At 43.0% G+C, this 21110-nt stretch carries 16 protein-coding genes; 9 read left to right on the top strand and 7 right to left on the bottom strand.

Annotated elements, in window-relative coordinates:
• The first annotated feature begins 39 nt into the window (after positions 1-39).
• Positions 40-1539 (top strand): Ig-like domain-containing protein, encoded by a 1500-nt coding sequence (locus V7K67_RS32455; RefSeq protein ID WP_334734037.1) that lies wholly within the window; start codon positions 40-42, stop codon positions 1537-1539.
• A gap of 182 nt (positions 1540-1721) precedes the next feature.
• Here V7K67_RS32455 and V7K67_RS32450 read toward each other — a convergent pair whose 3' ends face one another.
• The 4 genes from V7K67_RS32450 to V7K67_RS32435 all read right to left on the bottom strand — a co-directional run bounded on the left by V7K67_RS32450 (position 1722) and on the right by V7K67_RS32435 (position 5894).
• The gene (locus V7K67_RS32450) at positions 1722-2012 is read right to left on the bottom strand and encodes a hypothetical protein (RefSeq protein ID WP_334734035.1); all 291 of its coding nucleotides are present in this window, start codon (positions 2010-2012) and stop codon (positions 1722-1724) included.
• Between the two features lie 27 nt (positions 2013-2039).
• Positions 2040-2831: a sulfite exporter TauE/SafE family protein gene (locus tag V7K67_RS32445; RefSeq protein ID WP_335170105.1), complete on the bottom strand. Its 792-nt coding sequence runs from the start codon at positions 2829-2831 to the stop codon at positions 2040-2042.
• Positions 2832-2914: 83 nt separating this feature from the next.
• On the bottom strand, positions 2915-4201 hold the full coding sequence (locus V7K67_RS32440; protein ID WP_334734033.1) for a sulfite oxidase: 1287 nt from the start codon (positions 4199-4201) through the stop codon (positions 2915-2917).
• A gap of 238 nt (positions 4202-4439) precedes the next feature.
• Complete coding sequence (locus V7K67_RS32435) at positions 4440-5894, bottom strand: aminotransferase class V-fold PLP-dependent enzyme (RefSeq protein ID WP_334734032.1); 1455 nt, start codon at positions 5892-5894, stop codon at positions 4440-4442.
• 1242 nt (positions 5895-7136) lie between these two features.
• On the opposite strand from V7K67_RS32435, the gene V7K67_RS32430 reads away from it, so the two are divergent.
• A complete protein-coding gene (locus V7K67_RS32430; RefSeq protein WP_335170102.1) occupies positions 7137-8675 on the top strand; it encodes a hypothetical protein in 1539 nt (512 codons plus the stop codon).
• Positions 8676-8767: 92 nt separating this feature from the next.
• Here the strand turns inward: V7K67_RS32430 and V7K67_RS32425 are convergent, their stop codons facing one another.
• Positions 8768-10942, bottom strand: coding sequence for an NAD(P)/FAD-dependent oxidoreductase (locus V7K67_RS32425; protein WP_334734030.1), 2175 nt, complete (start codon positions 10940-10942; stop codon positions 8768-8770).
• A gap of 160 nt (positions 10943-11102) precedes the next feature.
• On the opposite strand from V7K67_RS32425, the gene V7K67_RS32420 reads away from it, so the two are divergent.
• Complete coding sequence (locus V7K67_RS32420) at positions 11103-11336, top strand: hypothetical protein (protein ID WP_179065172.1); 234 nt, start codon at positions 11103-11105, stop codon at positions 11334-11336.
• Between the two features lie 412 nt (positions 11337-11748).
• Here V7K67_RS32420 and cimA read toward each other — a convergent pair whose 3' ends face one another.
• A complete protein-coding gene (gene cimA, locus V7K67_RS32415) occupies positions 11749-13440 on the bottom strand; it encodes a citramalate synthase (RefSeq protein ID WP_334734029.1) in 1692 nt (563 codons plus the stop codon).
• A 75-nt stretch (positions 13441-13515) separates the two neighbouring features.
• Here cimA and V7K67_RS32410 point away from each other — a divergent pair, with 75 nt between their 5' ends.
• From V7K67_RS32410 to thiO, 3 genes are all read left to right on the top strand, one after another.
• Positions 13516-13854 carry a 2Fe-2S iron-sulfur cluster-binding protein gene (locus V7K67_RS32410; protein ID WP_334734028.1) on the top strand — a complete coding sequence of 113 codons (339 nt, stop codon included), beginning with the start codon at positions 13516-13518 and terminating at the stop codon, positions 13852-13854.
• 16 nt (positions 13855-13870) lie between these two features.
• Entirely contained in the window at positions 13871-14269 is a 399-nt protein-coding gene (locus V7K67_RS32405; RefSeq protein ID WP_334707974.1) for a hypothetical protein, read from the top strand.
• A 127-nt stretch (positions 14270-14396) separates the two neighbouring features.
• Complete coding sequence (thiO, locus tag V7K67_RS32400; RefSeq protein WP_335170099.1) at positions 14397-16436, top strand: glycine oxidase ThiO; 2040 nt, start codon at positions 14397-14399, stop codon at positions 16434-16436.
• Between the two features lie 179 nt (positions 16437-16615).
• On the opposite strand, the gene V7K67_RS32395 is transcribed toward thiO, so the two are convergent.
• Entirely contained in the window at positions 16616-16858 is a 243-nt protein-coding gene (locus V7K67_RS32395; protein WP_335170097.1) for a hypothetical protein, read from the bottom strand.
• A 91-nt stretch (positions 16859-16949) separates the two neighbouring features.
• Between V7K67_RS32395 and psb34 the strand changes: the two genes are divergently transcribed.
• From psb34 to V7K67_RS32380, 3 genes are all read left to right on the top strand, one after another.
• Complete coding sequence (gene psb34 / locus V7K67_RS32390) at positions 16950-17129, top strand: photosystem II assembly protein Psb34 (RefSeq protein WP_334707976.1); 180 nt, start codon at positions 16950-16952, stop codon at positions 17127-17129.
• A 256-nt stretch (positions 17130-17385) separates the two neighbouring features.
• Positions 17386-19599, top strand: a complete 2214-nt coding sequence (locus V7K67_RS32385; protein WP_335170095.1) for a tetratricopeptide repeat protein — start codon at positions 17386-17388, stop codon at positions 19597-19599.
• Between the two features lie 446 nt (positions 19600-20045).
• Positions 20046-20759, top strand: a complete 714-nt coding sequence (locus tag V7K67_RS32380) for a choice-of-anchor K domain-containing protein (RefSeq protein ID WP_335170093.1) — start codon at positions 20046-20048, stop codon at positions 20757-20759.
• Positions 20760-21110: the final 351 nt, after the last annotated feature.

The following is a 21110-nucleotide window of genomic DNA, read 5'->3' as shown; positions in this document are numbered from 1 at the left end:
CCCAATGCCCCATGCCCAATTCCCAATGCCCTATAACCAATGACTAAATTTAAAGCATTTATCCAACCACTTGATCGCATAGCGATCGCACTAATGCTACTGCTGAGTGTGCTGATTGGGTTAATCATCTTGCAAGGTGATGTGGTAACTGCTCGTGTCCGGGATTTTACCTGGCAAAATCAACAAGTTGGGGCAGAAGATAACTCTTTCACCCTCACCTTCAGCCGCCCAATGGAAATCAAAAGCGTCGAGGATAACTTGAAAATCGAGCCACCCCTCGCAGGTAAATACAGTTGGGCAGGGCGGCGGATGGTTTATACACTCGTGACACCAGCACCTTATGGCACGAATTATAAAGTGCAGTTGCAAGGAGCCAAAGATAAGTTTGCCCAGCAAGAGGGCAACAATCGGCTGATACAGCCCTTTACAGGTAGCTTCCGTACACGCGATCGCGTCATCCTTTACATCGGCACCGATAAAGAAGAACAGGGGCGGTTAGTTCTTTACAACTTGACCCAAGAACAAAAAAGGGTACTTACCCCCAAAGACTTGGTAGTAATAGACTTTGAATCATTTCCTGATGGGGAGAAAATTTTATTTTCTGCTCGCGCCGCAAACAATCAAGACCTACTTTCAGCCCAAATATATACAGTGACAACAGGCGTTTCTGCTAAATCTGGACAAAAAGCAGAACCAGAAGGCAAAGTTGACCTGACTTTAGATAGTAAAGATTATCAAAACCTGAAATTTGACTTATCCCCTGATGGGCAAACTATTGTCATCCAAAGGGGAAACAAAAATAATCCTGGCGACTTTGGACTCTGGTTTATGCCAGCAACCAGTGATGCTTCCGCAGAAAAACCCGTCCCGAAACGCCTCAAAAGCCAACCAGGGGGAGATTTTATGATCACGCCAGATAGTAAAGCCGTTGCAGTTGCCCAAGGACAGGGAGCAGCGATTTTACCACTGCAAGGTGATGCAACTAAACCTTTAGATTTTCTGCCCCAGTTTGGTTTGGTACAGGCTTTCTCTAAAGATGGCTCTCAAGCAGCAATGGTAAGGTTTAATACAGATTACACGCGAGATTTGTTTTTAGTGACAAACCAAGGTGTGCAGAAACAACTAGTAAAAACAACAGGCTCAATTCTCAGTTGCCAATTTGACATTGCCTCACCCACCCTCTATTGCTTGCTGACACAGCTAGTATCCAAGGAACAATACATAGAACAGCCTTATGTGGTGGCAATTGATCTGAAAACCGGACAACAGAAACCACTGTTAGTACTGCCTCCCGCTCAACGTAATGTGCAAATGAGTTTATCGTCCGACGGTTTGGGCTTGTTATTTGACCAAGTAGTACCTCAGAAAAACACCACAGCATCATTACCCCCAAACACTTTAAAAACTGATGATGGAGATACGATCGCTACCAGTAGCCTGTGGTTAATGCCTCTATTGCCCATCGCTGATGCTACGACTGTTGAAATTAAACCAGAACAACTCCCCTTAGCCGGGTTTCATCCCCGATGGCTACCTTGAGAGAATAATTCCTAAGTCGATTTCGGAAGGTTAATTAAGGTGTCGCCACCAAAACTCAAGTTGAACCTAATGGAGTTCAGTTCCATCCTTACGGAGCAGATAGCGATCGCTAATCAACTTCAAGACTACTCTACCTATTTCTGGATGCGTTTCTCTGTTACTGAGGATGTTTTTGTAACGTTTTAGGTTTTCTGGACTGGGGAATTTGTAATACCCTCAGAAAAAATTCCGCGAAGTTTGGCAGCACGTAGTTTTTTCGAGTAGTAGTTACGAATACCAAATTTATCTAAAAAGTTTTCTGGAATCACACTATCAATAGGAAAGTAGAAAGCTAAATCTCCAGGACGCAAGTTACCTTTGACTATAATTACTTGATACCCCATATCTTCAATAGAGGCAATATCTAGCCTATCAGCATTGGGATGAGGATTAATGCTGTTGATTTTGACAACTTCAACTTTAAAAATACTCATATATCACCTCTTTGAAAAACATCCAAATTACAAACTAGTAATTATTTGTTGATAATTTGTCCAAGCTTCCCAAAAAATATAAATTGATAGTATTCCTAAGAAAATACGAAGCACTAAACTCACAGTATAATCTGGTAGTTTTGGCAATGTGCGAGTACTCATCTGAACACCTAAAAGACCGCCACATCCTAAAACTATACCTTGAGCAAACAGAATATTTCCCTCTAATGTGTGTCCTGTACAGGCAGCTAAACCAGTGATGACAATCACACCCAAACTAGTCTGAATTGCTACTTTAATTTCTTCTCCCAATAGCAACATTTGCAGCGGCACCATAATCGTACCGCCACCTAAGCCAAATAAACCTGCTAAAATTCCTGCTGCTCCCCCAGTGCCAATTTTAGAAACTAATGGGTTAAATACTGGGGCTGTATCCTCTTTTACCTTAAAGGCTAGTTGCTTACGAAGCTCAATTAGATAGATGTTAGTGAGTAGTATGATGCCAAATGTAAAGAGTATTATATAGGATGGAATTTTATTGGCGAAATATACACCTATTCCAGTAGTTAGAAAAGCTGGAATTCCTAAATAGATTACTCGTTTAAAGTCAAAGTAGCCCATCCACCAATTCTGCAAACTTCCAGAAATTGAAGTAATCACAATAGCAAGGCTACTAGTAGCGATCGCCTGAACGGGAGTATAACCTAGTGTGACTAAAAGAGGAATCGTGATAATACCGCCACCTATTCCTAAAAGTCCAGCTATGACTCCAGATATTAAACCCCCACTCACTAAAATCAACCAACTAAAATCAATCATAAATTAGATATTTTTCTAGACAACTGATAGTGCTGAATGGGCATTGGGCATGGGTTATTTCTCCCTCATCTCCCTCATCTCCCTCATCCCCCTACTGTCACCGGATGATTAACAACGCCTCCGTAGAGCAATCCAGAATCATTCCACGGAACTGTAATCGGTTGTGTATTACCTAAATTGTCTGTAGCACGAGCCTGGAGAAAATATTCCCCAGGAAGTGGGTTCCATTCAATGTCCCACCGTACCCATGCAAATGGAAAATTTGGTTCTCTCAGTCGTGCAAATTGCCAAGTTTTGCCGCCATCTAGGCTGACTTCTACACGTGCAATCTTTCCTTTCCCAGACCAAGAACGTCCACGTAGTAAGTGGGTTTTAGCCGAAAGCGTAGCTGGCCAAGCCAACTCAAAAGCGCTCTTAACATTTTGGTAGGTAATCAGCTTACCTTTATAGGGAGCGATCGCTGGGTAGTCTGCACCAACCAGCACCATCTGTTCTGTCACCCACTGGGTATATATCGGTGTTTCAGAAACTTCAATCCGCTCAATCCATTTAACGTTGGCGTTTCCTCCCCAACCAGGGAATAAGACACGGCACGGCTGACCATGATCTGGAGGTAATGGTTCTCCATTCATTGCGTAGACGACGAGCGAGTTATCTGCTAATACTTTGCTAATTGGAACTACACTGCTGAACTTGGATTTATTTGTCTCTTTTGAGTCCAGCGAATCTACATCTGCACCCTCAACGAGTACATCTTTTGCTGTGGATTTCAATCCAGCCCGCTCTAATAACATACCAAGTGGTACACCAGTCCACTCAGCTACACCAATAGCCCCAAGCCTCCAACGTGTTCCAGGAAGTGGTATGTTGTAAGCTTCTTCAAAGAAGCGCCGACCATTAGCAGCACACTCAATGGCACAAGTGACTGAGACGGATGGCATGGCGATGATTTCATCGTAAGTAAACTCGCAAGGTGCAGAAACACCAGTTCCATGAATTTGCAAACGCCACGTAGACGGATCAAAAGGCGGAGGTGTACTGCGGTTGTGAACATAGAACCAATCATTAGGTACTAAATAACCACGCCCATACATCGTTTCCCAGTTCATCTCTAATGTGCCTTTGCTATGAGAGATATACCCTGGTGGCAATGGTTTAAGTATTTTGCTGCCTTTAGTTTTAATAGCTGCCTGACTGTGAGCAGATGAAGGTTTAGCTAACCCTCCAATGGCTGTTGCACCAACCATAGTAGCTAGTATTTTCAGAAAACGCTGGCGCGAAATACCCGCATCTGTGCTTTTTTGCCAGATGCACTGTTCAACCCGTGTCTGTAGATAATCCTCTTGGTCAAAGAGGTTTTCATCGCTCAAGCTATTACCCCCTTTTAATTCGTAATTCGTAATTAAGATACACAGAATAAGGCTTGATGAGGGAGATGAATTAATAACCAATGCCCCTCAAGAGTGCTGTTAGCGGGGCGGCTTAGCCCGTAATGAGTGCTGAGTGGGAAATCTCATTTCTTTACTCAGCACTGGGAACTCGGAACGGGCTAAACCTTAGCTATCCGCTAACGGAACTGTTTTGCCCAATGCCCAATGCCCAAAAAAACTAGCTATTTATCGCTGTCCAAACACCGGTTATCTCATCTTGTGTATAGTTGGGCAAATAGTGAGTAAATCCGTTTTTAGCTATTTGAGCGATCGCATTTATAAAGCGATTGCAGTCTTCCAATGTATTATATACAGCAAAGCTGGCTCGGATAATACTAGGAATGTTGCGTGTAATTCCTCTGTCTACTTCCTGAGCAATTTCGGAGTCTTGCTCGTCTGAAACATTCTTGAGTTTGCGAATGTATTCATAGGTGCAGAAAGCCCCAGCCCGAACGCCAATGCCGTATTCTTGTGCCAGAATCTCTGCTACTAAGCGTCCGTCAAACCCATCAATATCAAAGGGAATAACATGAGCTAAATTATCTCCGGGAATATGCATTTTGACACCAGTAATCATCCCCAGCCGTGTATATGTAAATTCAACTAAAGAGTGTTCATATTGAGCAATGCGATCGCGTCCTACTGCTTCGATAATTTCAATCGCTTTGGCAATGGCGATCGCACCCATTGCGTTTGGTGTTCCAGGATCGTGGGCCCGTTCTGTATAAAAACGCTTGATCTCTAAATTTCTGGTGATATAAGGCAGGTTTCCACCGCCAATTTGATAAGGGTAGGAGCTATCAAAAAATTCCTTTGGCCCTAGCAAAACCCCGGTTCCATAAGGGGCATACATTTTGTGTCCAGAGAAAGCCACAAAATCTAAATGACATGGGTCATCATCAGCACGCATATCTACTCGTTCATGCTGAATTAACTGACACACGTCAGCAAATATCTTCGCGCCATACTGATGTGCTAAAGCTGCAATCTCGTAAATCGGAGGTCTATAACCTGTAATTGTCGAAGCACCTGTAATAGTTACTAACTTAATTTGCTCGGCTTCGGGAAGATTTTGGTGTGCTTTGAAGATATCTTCAATTTCTGCAACACTTACACTTCCATCCGGCTGAGTTCTGTACTGCACAACTTCGTCTCTAGTCACCCAAGGCAGTAGGTTGGATGAATGCTCAATATCAGAAACTAAGATTTTCCCCGGTTTTTTTGCCCAAAGTGTCGCGGCTCCATTAATTGCTTCTGTTGTATTCTTCGCAAAGATTACATAGTTATCTGAAGATGACCCCACAAAGTCTCGAATGATGTTCCGGCTGGCGTCATATTCTCGTGTAGTGATGACGGACTTTTGCCCAGAACCTCGATGCACGCTGCCATAAGTGTCAAGCATTTCATCGACATGCTGCTTGACGGTTGCAAAAGGAGTGGTTGTAGCTCCATTATCCAAGTTGACGTACTTGACATCGTTTCCGTTAAGAGTTTTCACCTTGAAAGATAGAGACTCATCTGTAAATAACGGTCTGATTTCTTTGTCCCAAAAGCTGTCAAAATTTTCTGACAACAGCGATAGTTTGGCAGCTTCTTGCTTGATATTTGCACCCATTGCAAGTACATCGGTCATCTTTAGCACCCCTATTTTAAAATTGAATTTTTTGGACAAGCCTAACTGCCATAACGCTTTATTTCACGCCAAAATCATCTCAATGGCAGTAATCATAGTCTTTATAACTACTTTATTACTAATGGAAAACTCGGTTATATAAATTATTCTTTAACAAAATGATTAAAAAGTGTATCCATATTAATACTTAATCATGATAGTCTTATTGTTAATAATTATACCTTGTAAACAATGTGAGTAAGTAGTCAAGTATACTTTAAATAATTTTCTTGTAGTCATTAAACAAACTTGACGCATTGAAGGCAAGTTGAGAGAAAAACCTCTCACGAACTAAGCCGATAATTGCTTACTAGAACTGCATTTACCCAGATAAAAGCCAGTACTAAGTTGAGATTACTCTTTAAAAAAGTTTCATTAATCCACTTAGGTGTATTGTTACTTCTTCAACAATTCTTTATAAGTATTTATTCGTGGTCGGCAGAATTTTCTAACATTGCAGTTCTACCAGAAGCTCTTAGTTGTTTGCTTAGGGAACTCCAAGAAATAAATTATCCAATATTGTGGTGTGGGCAATACTGCTCGGATAAGCAGGGGAAGCAGGGGAAGCAAAACTCAACGCCAGCCTCCATTTCTCCCCCGGCTATTGAACAGCTTGCCTCAACCAAGAAATTCCAAAACCTACGCAGTATTGGTGGTGTGGGCGTCTCACCCCACAAGAGTTAATTGGATATTTTTTTATTTGGAAGTCCCTTACATTAAATAGCGATCGCCCAGGATTACAGAATTATCATCAAATAGAAGATACTTGTACTGAGATATATCTTACTTAAGTAAGTAATAAATAAGTCAGTATGAAAACGTATTAGAAAATACATTTATTATTTATTTCTGAAGACAGATGCGATTTTAAATAATAAAGTGTAGGTTTAGGCAGTTTTTTCAAATAGAAAAACTTTATCAGCCAATACAATTTAGTTTTTTACTATCGGGTTTCTCCTCTCTCCCGCCTATCCTCAAAGATCGCCGGAGTTCCCCTTCTATCTATCCTTGACGGGAAAGAGCATCATAGTGTTATAACGGCATCAGTCTAGATACAAAATGGGGAACACCAATTGATAATTAATTGCTGGTGCTTAGAGAGAGTTAAACTTAGCTTCTAGAGCAAACCCTGATTAGACAGAGTTGATAAGCAATGCTAATGCCAGCACTGCTGAATATTTTTAAGCAGGTGAGTCAAGAGTGATGAATGAAGCTGACACCTCAAATAAGGGGGCTGTGATGGAATCCCTAAATTCTGCTAATTCGCCACAATTAGAACAGGCGAGTTGTCCCTTTTACTCAGTTGTGCCTAATGACAATATGGCAGTTAAAAAGCTGCCCCTCCTCATGCCAGCTGAAGATACACAATTTTCACAAGATACCACCGAGCAGGACTGGGTTGCAGAGCCGGAAAGCGGCAAACAAGCACTTATTGACTCGGAGTTTCAAAACCTGCTGGCATTGAACGAAGAATTACGTGCGGCTAACAATAACTTGTATGAACAAGTAGAGCATCTAAAAGATAACCTAGCTGAGTCAGAAAAGGTTTTGCAGTGGCAGAAAACGCGCTCCAGCGTTAGTGAGTCGATGCTCAACCAACACACTCAGGAACTCGCTGCCGCTCAAGAACAGATAAAATCTCTATTTCAACAATTAGAAATCGCTGTACAAACTATTCAGCGCCAGGAAATTTTTACTGATACTTATAAAGCACAGCTGCAAATTAGCCAACAACGCCTGGCCCAGTTAGAGCGAGAATGTACGTTGCTACACACTAACAACAACGAACAGTCTGAGCAGCTATTGCAGTCAGAAAATGTTTGTCGGGAATTACGTACTAGACTGATGCGACAACAACGCCAAACGCTTCAATTTAAAGCAGCTTTGGAAAAATGTCTAGATACATCGGTTCCTAGTTATGACTCTCTAGAGGATGCTGCAAAACATCCTAAAGACATAACTAGTAGCCAAGGAAGATTCTCCAGAAAAGCTCGGTCTTTGTTTCCTAACGCACAGCCAATTAAACCTTGGTCAGCAGAAGCAGAATCCTTGAGTAACGATCTAGATAATTCTTGGGGCGAACCTTCAGCACCAATTCCATTCCAAAGAAATGAAGCCCCACCGACGTCCTCATCTCCTTGGAACTGGACAGTTAAGAAAGACACGGCAACACCGACACAACCAGAATCATCTCCAGAAGTTAATGATTCCCCAAATACAGCGGAAGCTGTTTCATCTTCGGGTTCATTAAATTTAGATCAGCAATTAGATAGTCTAATTCAAATGTTTTTTACCTCCCAACCTGCATCTGCATCACCACCACCTGCTGCGAAAACGGATGTAGGTGATGCGCCTATCTGGGAGACTTTAGCAACAATCTTAGAAGACGATGAGGAACTAGAAAATCCACGAAAGGAGCCGATAGAAGCAGAAATTAATCCTCCTGCAACTACCTCCACTTCTTGGACGACGGATTCTGTGCTTTCACCAGCAAATAACTTACTGGTTCCCTCTACTCCAACTCGCACCAAAACGCCTGTTGGAGAAGCTGAAGACTACTGGTCAGAAGTTTCACAATTGACGAATTTGGAATTGTCAACAACTGATTTGTCTCTAGAGTCATCAGGTGATAACACTAATGATACCAATTCACCTTCACCAGTGGTTTATCCCCAGCGTCCACCCAAGGGGCGTAAGTCATTGGCATCTGTGGAACTACCGAATTTTCGCTCCAAGAGTTAGGAGAGACGCGATTAATCGCGTCTGTACAAGAGTTGGGAGTAATAAAGTGATTAGTGATTAATGACTAGTGACCAATGACTAATGACCAATGACTAATGACTAATTCTTGCTTCTGACTTCGGAATTATAGCTTCTGGGTTGGTTTTTGCGACTTGACTGCGCGATCGCGGTTTGCCTGTAGCGATCGCATAATTAATCGCCAATAGCCATAGCCACAAGCCTGGATTCCGGGGTTCTAGCCAAAAACCTACCCGATTCAAGAAGCGCTCAAACCACGGACTCAGCAAAGCGCTAACTAGGGCATGACGGCCGAAGTTGAAATAACTACCAAGCCATCGCACTAAATCTCTAGGGCCAGCAAGTTCCCAAATCCATAAAAGTAAGGCAGGATTTTTCCTGGCGGCTTTCAGTGCTAGGCGGTTAAAGGTTAACCAATCACACTTATCTTTGATGAAATTATCTGCCACCTCTAGCGGTTCGTCTGCTAACAGTCCAAAAAAGGTGTTGAGCATGGCGTTAATCCGTTGCGGTGGTAAAAATTTCCCTGTGGGCACCATCATGCCTTTGGAAAATAGCCAAGTCACGGAAACGTTGCTTTGGTAAGCGCGAATTTGGTTCAAGTGTCGGAAACTTAACAAGTCATGTTTGAGAGCAATATCCAAAAGTGTTGTTAAACGCTCTAAGTTGCGAACTAGGGAACCAAAACCAGTGAAGACCAGGGGAGACTGGAGTGATGCCGCATCACCGATCGCCATCAATCGATCGAAGGCAACCGTGCGATCGCTACTTCCGATACTAAAATGCCCCGGTATATACCCAAATGTCGGTTTCTTCCACACCAATTTGTCCATATCGCACCTGCGATACTCTGGCAAAATCGTGAAAAAGTCCTCGTACATCTCTAGCAAGGAACCAGGATTTTCGGCATTGACTTCGTGGTAATGAAATAAATAAATCGTCAGTTCATCACCTGCCCCAGGAAACAATTCCCAAATTAACTGCCTTCCCCGCGAAATATCCCCATGACTGTAAAGAACGTCTCCATATTGGGAATCCCATACTCCTGGCTCAAATCCGCTCTCAATTGCCGCTCCCACTGTCGGACAGACACTATCAAAAGCACGACCACCATTTAATTGCCAGGCGATGGGTGATGCAGTTCCCATTGCATCGATTAGCAGTCGTCCACTTACTTGTTTTTCAATCTGACTGGGTAAGTGCTTGACTTTCAAAATGACTTGTGATATATCAATATCTGCACGGATAAACTCTGTTTCATCCCAGATTTCGCCACCTGCGGCTTGCAGCTTTTGCCCACACATTTGGAGCCATTTTTCGGAATCCAAACCTAAATTTAGGACTGTGGGTGTGTGGAGGACGGGCGATCGCAGTTTGGCTGGATTATTCGCATCAAAAAACTTATTGAATCCATCTTTGTATTCCCTGGCAATGATGGTTTCTAACTCAGCGGGGGTGACTAAACCCAGGTTAACCAAGCTTTGAATCTCATCGCGCGAAATATTCCATTCTCGGTTCATCCGCCCAAAGGGCATTCGTTCCACCAGCAGGACTTTATATCCCAGTTTTGCCATCAGTGCTGCATGAATCGCACCTAATGCGCCGCCGATATAAATCAGGTCGTAAGTAGGGGATGAGGGGGATGAGGGGGATGAGGAGGATGAGGAGGATGAGGGGGATGAGGGGGATGAGGAAGATATTATTTTTCCATCTTCCTCATCTCCCCTGCTCCCCTGCGAAAAAACAACCTGACGCGGCTGCTGCGGATTCCGTACCCCTTCGCGCCATCGTTGTTCCCACCAATAGGCACGTGTGAGGTCATATTCACCGTTGGGCATTTTCTGAAAATACTTGACGGTGAGGGGGTAAGCAGAGGCTAACGCAGCAAAAATCGATTGCTGGGATAAATCAATCGCTGGCGGTTCTGGGTAATGATGCGGAAAACGGCTTCTGATTTCTTTGGTTAGGTGTTGCAGAATTTGTCCCTCTCTGGGAAAGGGTTGTTCTGACCAACGAAACACTTTCAGATAGGTAGTTCGTTGCACTGACCAGACAAATACCGAAAGTTCCGCAGGCAAGTTTTCGGAAAAGACCGTCCCAGTAGGTGTAGTAGCACTAGTTATTTTGAGGCGAAAGCCTTCCGAGGTAAGCAATTTTTCCCCATTTCCAGGTTCAAAATCTGTTTGTAGCCAGCTACGCACAGTTGCCATATCTGGAGTTGGAATTTCTAAATAAAGGATTTCTCTCATCGTTTCCTGACATCTCCGATCAATCTACTCACTAAGACAGATTTTCTTCAGGCACAAAGTAAGGTAAACTCCGCCCTATTAGTTTCGTAAAGATTCAGTGAAGAAATTTTAAGAATTTGTTGAATTTATTGTTCATTTTGTATTTCTGTAAACCCACGCCATGAATTATCCCATTCCAGACAGTCCCCAGGAAATTTTTGCTCTGCGACAACAGCCGATTGATGAAGAACTAGTTGCTGCTGCGATCGCTGGAGTAATTAAAGTTGTCCGCGCTCAGGGTCAATCTTTAGAAGAATTAACTGCTCAGTTGTTAGCAGATGATCCACTGCTGGATCAGCAACAGCGTCGCTGGTTGAGCCAATTAGTTGCCCAATCATGGGAAAAGTTCTCTTAGAATTTTGCCTAACATGAAGTTATTGTCGCAGGCATTGCCCATTTATTGGCAGCATTAGCTTTCTAGGTCTGTACCTGTGTATATTGGCGATCGCGTTTAGGTGTGGGTGTAACAATAATTATCTGTTTGGAATTGGCAATTGGGTTGCTATTTTTGCAGTCACTAATTTAACCATATCAGCACAGGGTAATAGTATGAATTCCATCTAGAATCTCATCCTGTCACGTGGCTCCCGACTCTCTGTTGCAAGGATTTTATAATAGACAGAATTTTTCTAGATAATATCTATATTCGGTTATTGTTACACAGAATTTTTCCGTATATTTTCTCAAAATAGAGTAAATATACGGAATTTTTAGGCGATCGCGTCCCATTCTCACTAAATTTGCCTCACACCACATAGCATTCTTTGTCAACTAGAAGCTTTCAAAGCTGCTGATGCTTGGGAGTGTAACAACAAACCGTATTCCAGTCCCTCCACCACCGCTTGATAGGAAGCCGCCAAAATATTATTAGAAACCCCTACCGTCGTCCAACGTTGACGACCATTACCTGACTCTACTAACACACGGGTTTTGGCCGCAGTACCCGTATGTCCATCGAGAATCCGCACTTTATAATCTGTCAAATCAAAGGTTGCGATTTGGGGATAAAAATTCACCAAAGCCTTGCGTAAAGCTGCATCCAAAGCTGCGACAGGGCCGTTACCTTCTGCCGCCTCCAGAATATTTTTGCCGTCAACAGCGACTTTGACTGTAGCTAGGGCATTGCTAGTTTCTTTCCCCTCAATTAAGTCGCAGTGGACTTGAAAACCTTTGACTTCAAAAAACTTCTGGCGACCTCCTAAAGCTTCGTGCATCAACAGTACAAAACTGGCTTCTGCTGCCTCAAATTGAAATCCTTCACTCTCCAAATCTTTGAGGCGCTGGAGAATTTCTCTCGCCTCTGCCTTTTGCTGATCCAATTCAATGCCAAAACTGCGGGCTTTGGCTAAAACATTGCTCAGTCCAGACTGTTCAGAAATCACAATGCGGCGACGATTCCCGACTTGTTCCGGCTGAATGTGTTCGTAAGTTAGGGGATTACGTTCCACCGCTGATACATGAATACCGCCCTTGTGGGCAAAAGCCGAACGTCCTACAAAAGGGGCATGTTCATCTGGTGCAAGGTTGACAACCTCACTCACAAAACGACTAGCTTCTGTAAGTTGTGTGAGCTGGTCTTCTGTGATACAACTGTAACCCGCCTTCAATTGTAAATTGGGAATTAACGAACAGAGGTTAGCATTGCCGCAACGTTCACCATAACCATTAATTGTGCCCTGTACCATCTTTACCCCGGCCATAACGGCGGCTATTGCGTTAGCAACCGCCATTTCTGAATCGTTATGAGTATGAATTCCAATTTGGGGCATTGGGAATTGGGGATTAGGGATTGGGGACTGGGAAGATTCTTTCCTACTTCCTAATTCCCAGTCCCCAGTCCCCAGTTTCCCAGTCACTTCTACCACATCTTGAACAATTTGGCTAATTTCGTGGGGTAAAGTGCCGCCATTGGTATCACAGAGGACTAGCCATTCAGCACCAGCTGCGATCGCCACCTCTAATGTCTGTAAAGCATAATCTCGATTGTGCTTATAGCCATCAAACCAATGTTCGGCATCGTAGATAATCCGACGACCTTGAGAACGGAGGTACTCAATTGTGTCGCGAATCATCGCCAAATTTTCTTCTAATGTCGTCTTGAGTCCTGTTGTTACGTGTAAATCCCAAGACTTGCCAAAAATCGTTACCCAGCGAGTTCCCGCAGCTAAAATATCCTGTAGCATCGGTTCGGTTGCGGCAGTGGAGTTGGGGCGTCGAGTCGAACAAAAAGCCACAATTTCAGCTTGTTTGAGCGGATCTTCTTGGAGTTGCCAGAAAAATTGTACATCCTTGGGATTGGCACCAGGCCAACCGCCTTCAATAAAGGGAATTCCCAGTTGATCGAGCCTACGAGCAATGCGTAACTTATCTTCTATCGATACTGATAGCCCCTCGCGCTGAGTGCCATCCCGTAATGTAGTGTCATAGAGCCAAAGTTGAGGTGATGAATTTGTGGTCATAAAACTGGGACCGACGAGACAACTTTCGAGGCAATGTGTCAATATACAACAAAAAGCCATTTTGGCAGTTTAAAAATGCCTAAAGTACTAGCTGAAGGTAAAACAATTGATTGTGAGCAAGGAAGCAATCTCCGAGAGATTTTGCTGCAAAATAGTATTGAACTCTACAATAGCGGTGCTAGGGTAATAAACTGTCGGGGCATTGGCAGTTGTGGTACCTGTACGGTTAAGGTAGAGGGCAAAGTATCAGCAGCGAATTGGCGCGATCGAGCGCGGCGTTCGCTTCCTCCCCATTCTCCTACAACAGACTTACGTTTAGCCTGTCAAACTCAGGTTTTAGGCGATGTGAAAGTGACAAAGTTTGATGGATTTTGGGGACAAGGTTCTCGAATAGTGTGGACACCAAAAGGTTAAAAAGGAGTAAGACAAGATGGGTAGATGGACACCCTTAATTTTGATGGCTGGAGGTTTGGCCATTCTGCTTGGTACGTTACTAGGCATCAACTTTCCGATGGGGGTACAAACCGCTAACGCTCCCAGTGAAAAAAAATCCCAAGTTCTCCCAGCTAATATCAATGTTAATAGCAGTGCAGGCAGTAAGAATGATGAAACTGCAACTGAAGGAAATGAAAAAACTGAAACAAACGAAAATAAACGCAGCATTATAGCCCCAAGACCTGACAACAGGAGTAGTGTTGCCCAAAGTCCTTCCAATGACTCAACCTCACCGGCTGACAGTACAACAGATGGTAGTACAAATACTTCCGAAACAAACACCCCATCCAGCGATACAAATCAAAACAGCGAACCAATTCGCGCCTTGTGGTAACTCTCGATCCGTCTTTAGTTACGAGTTATAAGTTATAAGTTATGAGTTATGAGTTATGAGTTATGAGTTATGTACTAATGACAAATGACTAATGACTAAATAACTAATGACCAATGACTAATGACTAATGACTAGTGAGACTGTAATTATTGGTGGCGGCGTTATTGGTTTAGCGATCGCCATTGAACTAAAACTGCGCGGGGCAAACGTCACCGTGCTTTGTCATGACTTCCAGGCTGCTGCTACCCACGCCGCCGCCGGGATGTTGGCACCAGATGCGGAAAACATCCCTAATGGGGCAATGCGTTCCTTGTGTTGGCGATCGCGTGCCTTATATCCCGACTGGACGCGCAAATTAGAAGAACTGACCGGCTTAAATACTGGCTACCGTCCCTGCGGTATCCTCGCACCTGTCTTTGAGGGAGCAGGGGGAGATGAGGGAGCAGGGGGAGATGAGGGAGTAGGGGGAGATGAGGGAGTAGGGGGAGATAAATTAATTCTTTCATCCCCCTCATCCTCCTCATCCCCCTCATCCCCCTCATCCCCTGCTCACTGGTTAAACAAAGAGGCAATTCATCAATACCAGCCAGGATTGGGAGCAGAGGTAGTTAGTGGTTGGTGGTATCCTGAAGACGCACAAGTTGATAATAAGGCTCTCGCTCACGTATTGCGGACGGCGGCTGAGTCTATTGGTGTTGAATTCAAAGACGGCATTACAGTAGAAGCATTTTTACAGCAGCAAGGGCAAGTGGTTGGTGTACAAACCAATACTGGAATAATTCGCGCCGCGCACTATGTTTTAGCTTCAGGTGCTTGGTCAAATGAATTGTTACCACTACCCGTGCGTCCCAGAAAAGGACAAATGCTGAGTGTGCGGATACCAGAAGTTTCGCCGGAATTGCCGTTAAAGCGGGTTTTGTTTGGGCAGGATATTTACATCGTACCAAGACGCGATCGCCTCGTTATTGGCGCAACCAGCGAAGACGTTGGCTTTATCCCCAACAACACCCCAGAAGGTATTCAAAAATTACTACAAGCTGCCATCCGGCTTTATCCCCAATTAAAGCATTATCCCATTCAAGAATTCTGGTGGGGATTTCGCCCAGCTACCCCCGATGAATTACCCATCCTTGGCACTAGCTACTGTCAAAATTTAACTCTCGCGACTGGTCATTACCGCAACGGAATTCTACTTGCGCCCGTAACTGCCACATTGATTGCCGATTTAATCTTGGAACAAAAGTCTGACCCTCTACTTGCTAATTTTCACTATTCGCGCTTCCAGTCCAAGCCATCTACCTCCACCCCAATGCTGACTCACTCTGCCAATTTCTCCAACGGGCATCACTCTGCTATATCCCCACTCTCTACTCCCCACTCCCCCTTGATTATTGCTGGAAAAACCTTCCAATCCCGCTTGATGACGGGCACTGGTAAATATCGCAGTATTGAGGAAATGCAGCAAAGTATCGCCGCCAGCGATTGCCAGATCGTCACCGTAGCAGTCCGACGGGTACAAACCAAGGCTCCTGGACATGAAGGTTTAGCAGAAGCTTTGGATTGGAAGAAAATCTGGATGTTGCCCAATACCGCAGGTTGTCAAACTGCGGAAGAGGCGATTCGGGTAGCGCGTTTGGGGCGAGAAATGGCAAAATTGTTAGGACAGGAAGATAATAATTTTGTCAAGTTAGAAGTAATACCTGACCTTAAGTATTTACTCCCAGATCCGATCGGGACGCTGCAAGCAGCAGAACAACTAGTAAAAGAGGGCTTTGCAGTATTGCCCTATATCAATGCTGACCCAATGTTAGCCAAGCGTTTAGAAGAAGTAGGCTGTGCGACAGTAATGCCTTTGGCATCGCCAATTGGTTCTGGACAAGGGCTAAAAACAACTGCCAATATCCAAATCATCATTGAAAATGCAGGTGTGCCAGTGGTGGTGGATGCTGGTATTGGTTCACCCTCAGAAGCCGCCCAGGCTATGGAATTGGGAGCAGATGCCTTGTTGATTAATAGTGCGATCGCTCTTTCTCCAAACCCAGCAGCAATGGCCCGTGCTATGAATTTAGCAACAGTCGCCGGTCGTCTAGCATACCTTGCTGGCAGAATGCCTATTAAAGATTACGCCAGTCCTAGTTCTCCTCTGACTGGGACGATTACTAGTTAGTTAGGCACTGGGGACTGGGGACTGGGGACTGGGGAATGGGGAATGGGGAATGGGGAATGGGGAATGGGGAATGGGGAATGGGGAATGGGGAATGGGGACTGGGGACTGGGGACTGGGGACTGGGGAGAGTTAGAACTCATTAATCCACCTTAAAAACTTAATTAACGGAGTTCAAAGACTCATTCATCTAGCTCAAAATTCCCAATTCCCAATCCCCAATCCCCAATTCCCAATCCCCAATTCCCAATTCCCAATTCCCAATTCCCAATCCCCAATTCCCAATCCCCAATTCCCAATCCCCAATTCCCAATTCCCAATTCCCAATTCCCAATCCCCAATTCCCAATTCCCAATCCCCAATCCCCAATCCCCAATCCCCAATCCCCAATCCCCAATTCCCAATTCCCAATCCCCAATCCCCAATCTCCAAATGTAACGATTTATCTAGCAGTTTAAGAGCGGATTTAGCATTTATGTAACATAAAATTAACGATAAAGATAAAGGAATTAATTCATGCCCTATATCAATGAAGAAGGCGGCCTTCTGAATAATTTTGCTCGGGAACCAAAAATTTATCAAGCAGAACCTCCCACAGAAGGGCAAAAGCGAACTTATATCCTACTAGGAATCGCCGCTACAGCTTTGGTTGTCGGCTTGATTCTAGTCGCCTTCTTTGTTTCTAAGAGCAGTTGATCATAAAACATTTAATCTTCTTTATAGTTTTTCAGGTTCCGATTTTAAGAGGGGCCTGCTTTTTTATTTTTTGTTAAAATTGAACTAGAAACAAAAGTATACAATTATACTTTATTTTTCCTACTAGATATGAAGGCTCAATATATTTTGAGCAGCACAACATCTACTAGTTAAAAAATCATTTTTATGATGAATTTATCCTACTTGGATGCACCTAGAAAGGTGATATATACTGTGTTTTGGCTCTTTAGCCGCTATGAGCGTGAATGATACTGCACACAACAATAATTCTACTTGGAATCGGCAAGTATACCACCGCCTAAAACTTGCCCTAAGTCTTGGCTTACGACGACAACTTTTTTTAGCTGTATGTGATAATTTACACTTAAGAAATCAGGTAGCAGCCCGCTTGCATTCTACATTGGCTTATCCTGTTGGACAGGTGCTATATCAGTCATCAAACGCTCAAGAAAATAGCACTCCAGCTTATCCGCGATTAGTGACATTGCGTTTGAATTTAAACGATCCCAATCCCATAATCCAAATTAATCAATGGTTGGCTAATTATCCACCGCCAATGGTTGGAGTATCAAAAGATAGCCCTGGAAGACCTTTTCCAGTACCAGCATTTCAGATTGTCGGCGTGGAGCATCTCACTAAGCAACCAGTCGCGACACAACGGTTATTTTTACACTATCTCCGCTTAAGTGAACAATATTTCTCTACACAAGAATCCAGCCGATTCCTAGAATCTAACTTGCTGCTGTGGATACCACGTCCTTGGTTATCTGCTATCAAACAATCAGCACCACAGTTTTGGCGTTGCCGCACTGGCATATTTGTGTTTGCTGGAGAACCCACACCAGCAAATCAGAATTCGGGCTATCCAGAACGTTTTTCACGTTCTGGAAGCTTAGATTTAGAGAATATTGAGCAGTCGATTCTAGATGAATCAGTTAACCAAGCAGAACTTAGAACCGCAGCCACCGAGTTCAAGTTTGAGAATAATTCCGATTTCCCAATGGAGATACAAGGGAATCGCGTACACAAAACTCAGGAAGCTTCATCATCAACAGCGGATTTATTGAAGGCTACGCCACAACCGCAGGAATCTACGAATAGGTCTGGTAGTGGAATTAATAATCAATCGCTGTCGTCTTTATCTTATATTAGCAGTGAGTTAACGGAGCTAGTAATAGCAACAATCAATACAAGTATCGCTCAAAATACAGAGAATTCCTTACAACCACAACAGATTTTGTTGGAAATTGAAGAATTACACGAAAATCTTGTTTCAGAAGAGATACTGGCAGAGGCATATCATCGTTTGGGCACTTTATACCGCCTTCGCATTGAGCAAGGAGAGTCAACCCTAGAAAACTTGATGGTGGCAATTATTGCCTATCAAGAGGCAATTAGCTATGACGAAAATTCATCGCAACTTCCAGATATCTTGAATGACTTGGGTACACTCTACTGGATGCTATACCGCACACCACCCAATTCAGAGGAAGGACAAACTTATATAGAGCAGGCTATAGAGTTTTATCAGTTGGCGTTAAAAATGATTTCACCCCAGACACATTGGGAAACTTACGCTCGTGTGCAAAATAATTTAGGGACAGCCTATGGTGATTTAGCTCGTTTTTCTCACCCATCTGAAAATTGGCAGCAAGCAGTTTTAGCTTACAGTGAAGCACTTAATTACCGTACAGCCGATATGGATTCATTAAAGTATGCAGCTTGTCAAAATAATTTGGGTACTGCTTACTGGCATCTAGGGCAATATAATCAACCAATTTTACATTTAAAGAAAGCGATCGCAGCTTACAATGAAGCACTTGTACACTACAACCCCGAAGAGGAACCGCTCAAGTATGGTATGATTCAAAATAATATCGGTACTGCTTGCTGGAATCTGGCACAATACGAACAACCTGCCCAAAATCTCCAGTTAGCGATAGATGTCTACAGCGAAGCTCTCAAGTATCGCACTCCAGCAAATTTCCCCACCGCCTGCGCTGCTACACAAAATAATCTGGGTACTGCCTACTGGCATCTAGCAAACCTATCTCAGACAACTAAAGAGGCACGGCAAAAGTATCTGCAACTATGTATCAGCGCTTACGAAGAAGCTATAGCTTTGGCTCACTCACTTAGCGATACTTCTTTAAGTTTTGATTTACTAGCTTCTTATAATAACCTGGGACTGGCCCATTATCAGCTAGTAATAGATGAGTCTTTTAAGGGCGACAAAGCTACACGTTCTCAACACTTAGAAGTAGCATTAGATAACCATTTGCAAGCCTTAAACGGATTCAGTAAACAATCCGAGGCTTATCAAACAACCTTCACTTATGTAGTGAAAACTATTCGTGCTTTTCATAATGAATTAGGAATACAGGGGCAAAATCTGGCTTTATCTAAAGTTCCTAGTCAGTTGTTGCCAGAGATTTTGTCAAAGTTATAAAATACAGCAGGGAACAGGATTTAAAGTCTCTTAGTATATGGCTTTTGTCTTAAAGTTTGTACCTCATTTATCTGAAATTTGCTATATATTACGATGTATTTCTAACACTTTTTTATCACTCTGGTCAAAGAAAAATCTTCAGCCAACTTTGAATAGTAACTTGATATCAACTTGACAAGTAATTAAGAACGCAAGTAAAGTAGCGATGTCTACGACGGGCTATGTCTATGCAACTCCTGTCTTAATAATTACCAAGCCATGAAATCTTTTAACAATCCATAAACTTAGCTTGATGAATATAAATTATTCATTAATATATTTTTAAATTAACATAAATATTTTATAAAAAACACAATAAGACATTGGCGTATTTTCCGTAAATTTACTAAGGTAGATTTGAGGTCTACTTGAAATAAACTCCAGAATGATAATTAAAATCCAAAATTATGAAACTAAGTTTTATTTTTGCTACTGCTATATCTAGTTTTTTTGTGAGTTCTGCCACAGGATTTGGTTTCTCTGCTCAAGCTTATGCTCTAACTTTTCCTGGTATCTCTAGCGCTACATGGGGAGAACCTACTCCAGGAAGTACTAATACCGATCCCACATATACAGGTGTGGGAAGCAATACATTTACTTGGGGTGAACCTGATTTATCGACAGGACTTCCAAATAGACTAACCTTTAATGGAACTTCGTTTTCTGCGGATATTAACTCTGTATTCAAAATAGCTGATTTAACTTACTTTAACGGAACGGTATTTAGCGGTACAAGTGTTGAATCTGTACCTCTAAATCTCAATGTATCCTTTAGCCCTCCCGTTGGAATCAGTCAAGTTTTTAACTTCAACTTTAGTCTAATAAATACACTTAACGACCCAACAGATCCAGAAAAGAGTGCAGACTTTGTATATATAGACACAAATTTGAGTAATCAAAATTTCACCTTTGAAGGCAATAATTACACCCTTGAGCTAACTGGCTTTAATCCAGACGTTTCCCAGATAAGTATTAAGGCTCTTGAAGGAGCCACAACTACAACAGCTATTTATGCCAAAATCAAAGCCATACCCGAACCTACGCCAGTAGTGGGTCTATCCTTGCTGGGAATATACCTAATATCTCGTAAAAATTCTTGGAGAAGAAATACTAAGGAATAACATACAATTTATGTCCCTGGTTTACCTCACCCTCAATCCCTCTCCTTTATAAGGAGAGGGAAGCTAGAGACAGGATAAAGTTTTGTATCTTATTTAATCCATGTTCCTAAGAGCATAAAAATGTAGAGACGCTATAAATCGCGTCTCTACAAAGGGTTGCCGTTTTTGGAGCATGTCCTAAGTCACCAATAACATTGACAAACCTACACTTCTATTGGCAAGCATCTACACCTTTAATTAGCTCATCAACAAAATTTCTAAGCCGCTCTTGCCAGTCAGGAACGGCTTTTAGCTTATCCTTAACCCCTGGTAACACCTTAAAACATACAGGGTCTTTATCGAAGGGGTGAT

The organism is Nostoc sp. (genome assembly GCF_036917155.1).
Taxonomy (GTDB): Bacteria; Cyanobacteriota; Cyanobacteriia; order Cyanobacteriales; family Nostocaceae; genus Nostoc.
This window is presented reverse-complemented; position numbering and strand designations above follow the sequence as displayed.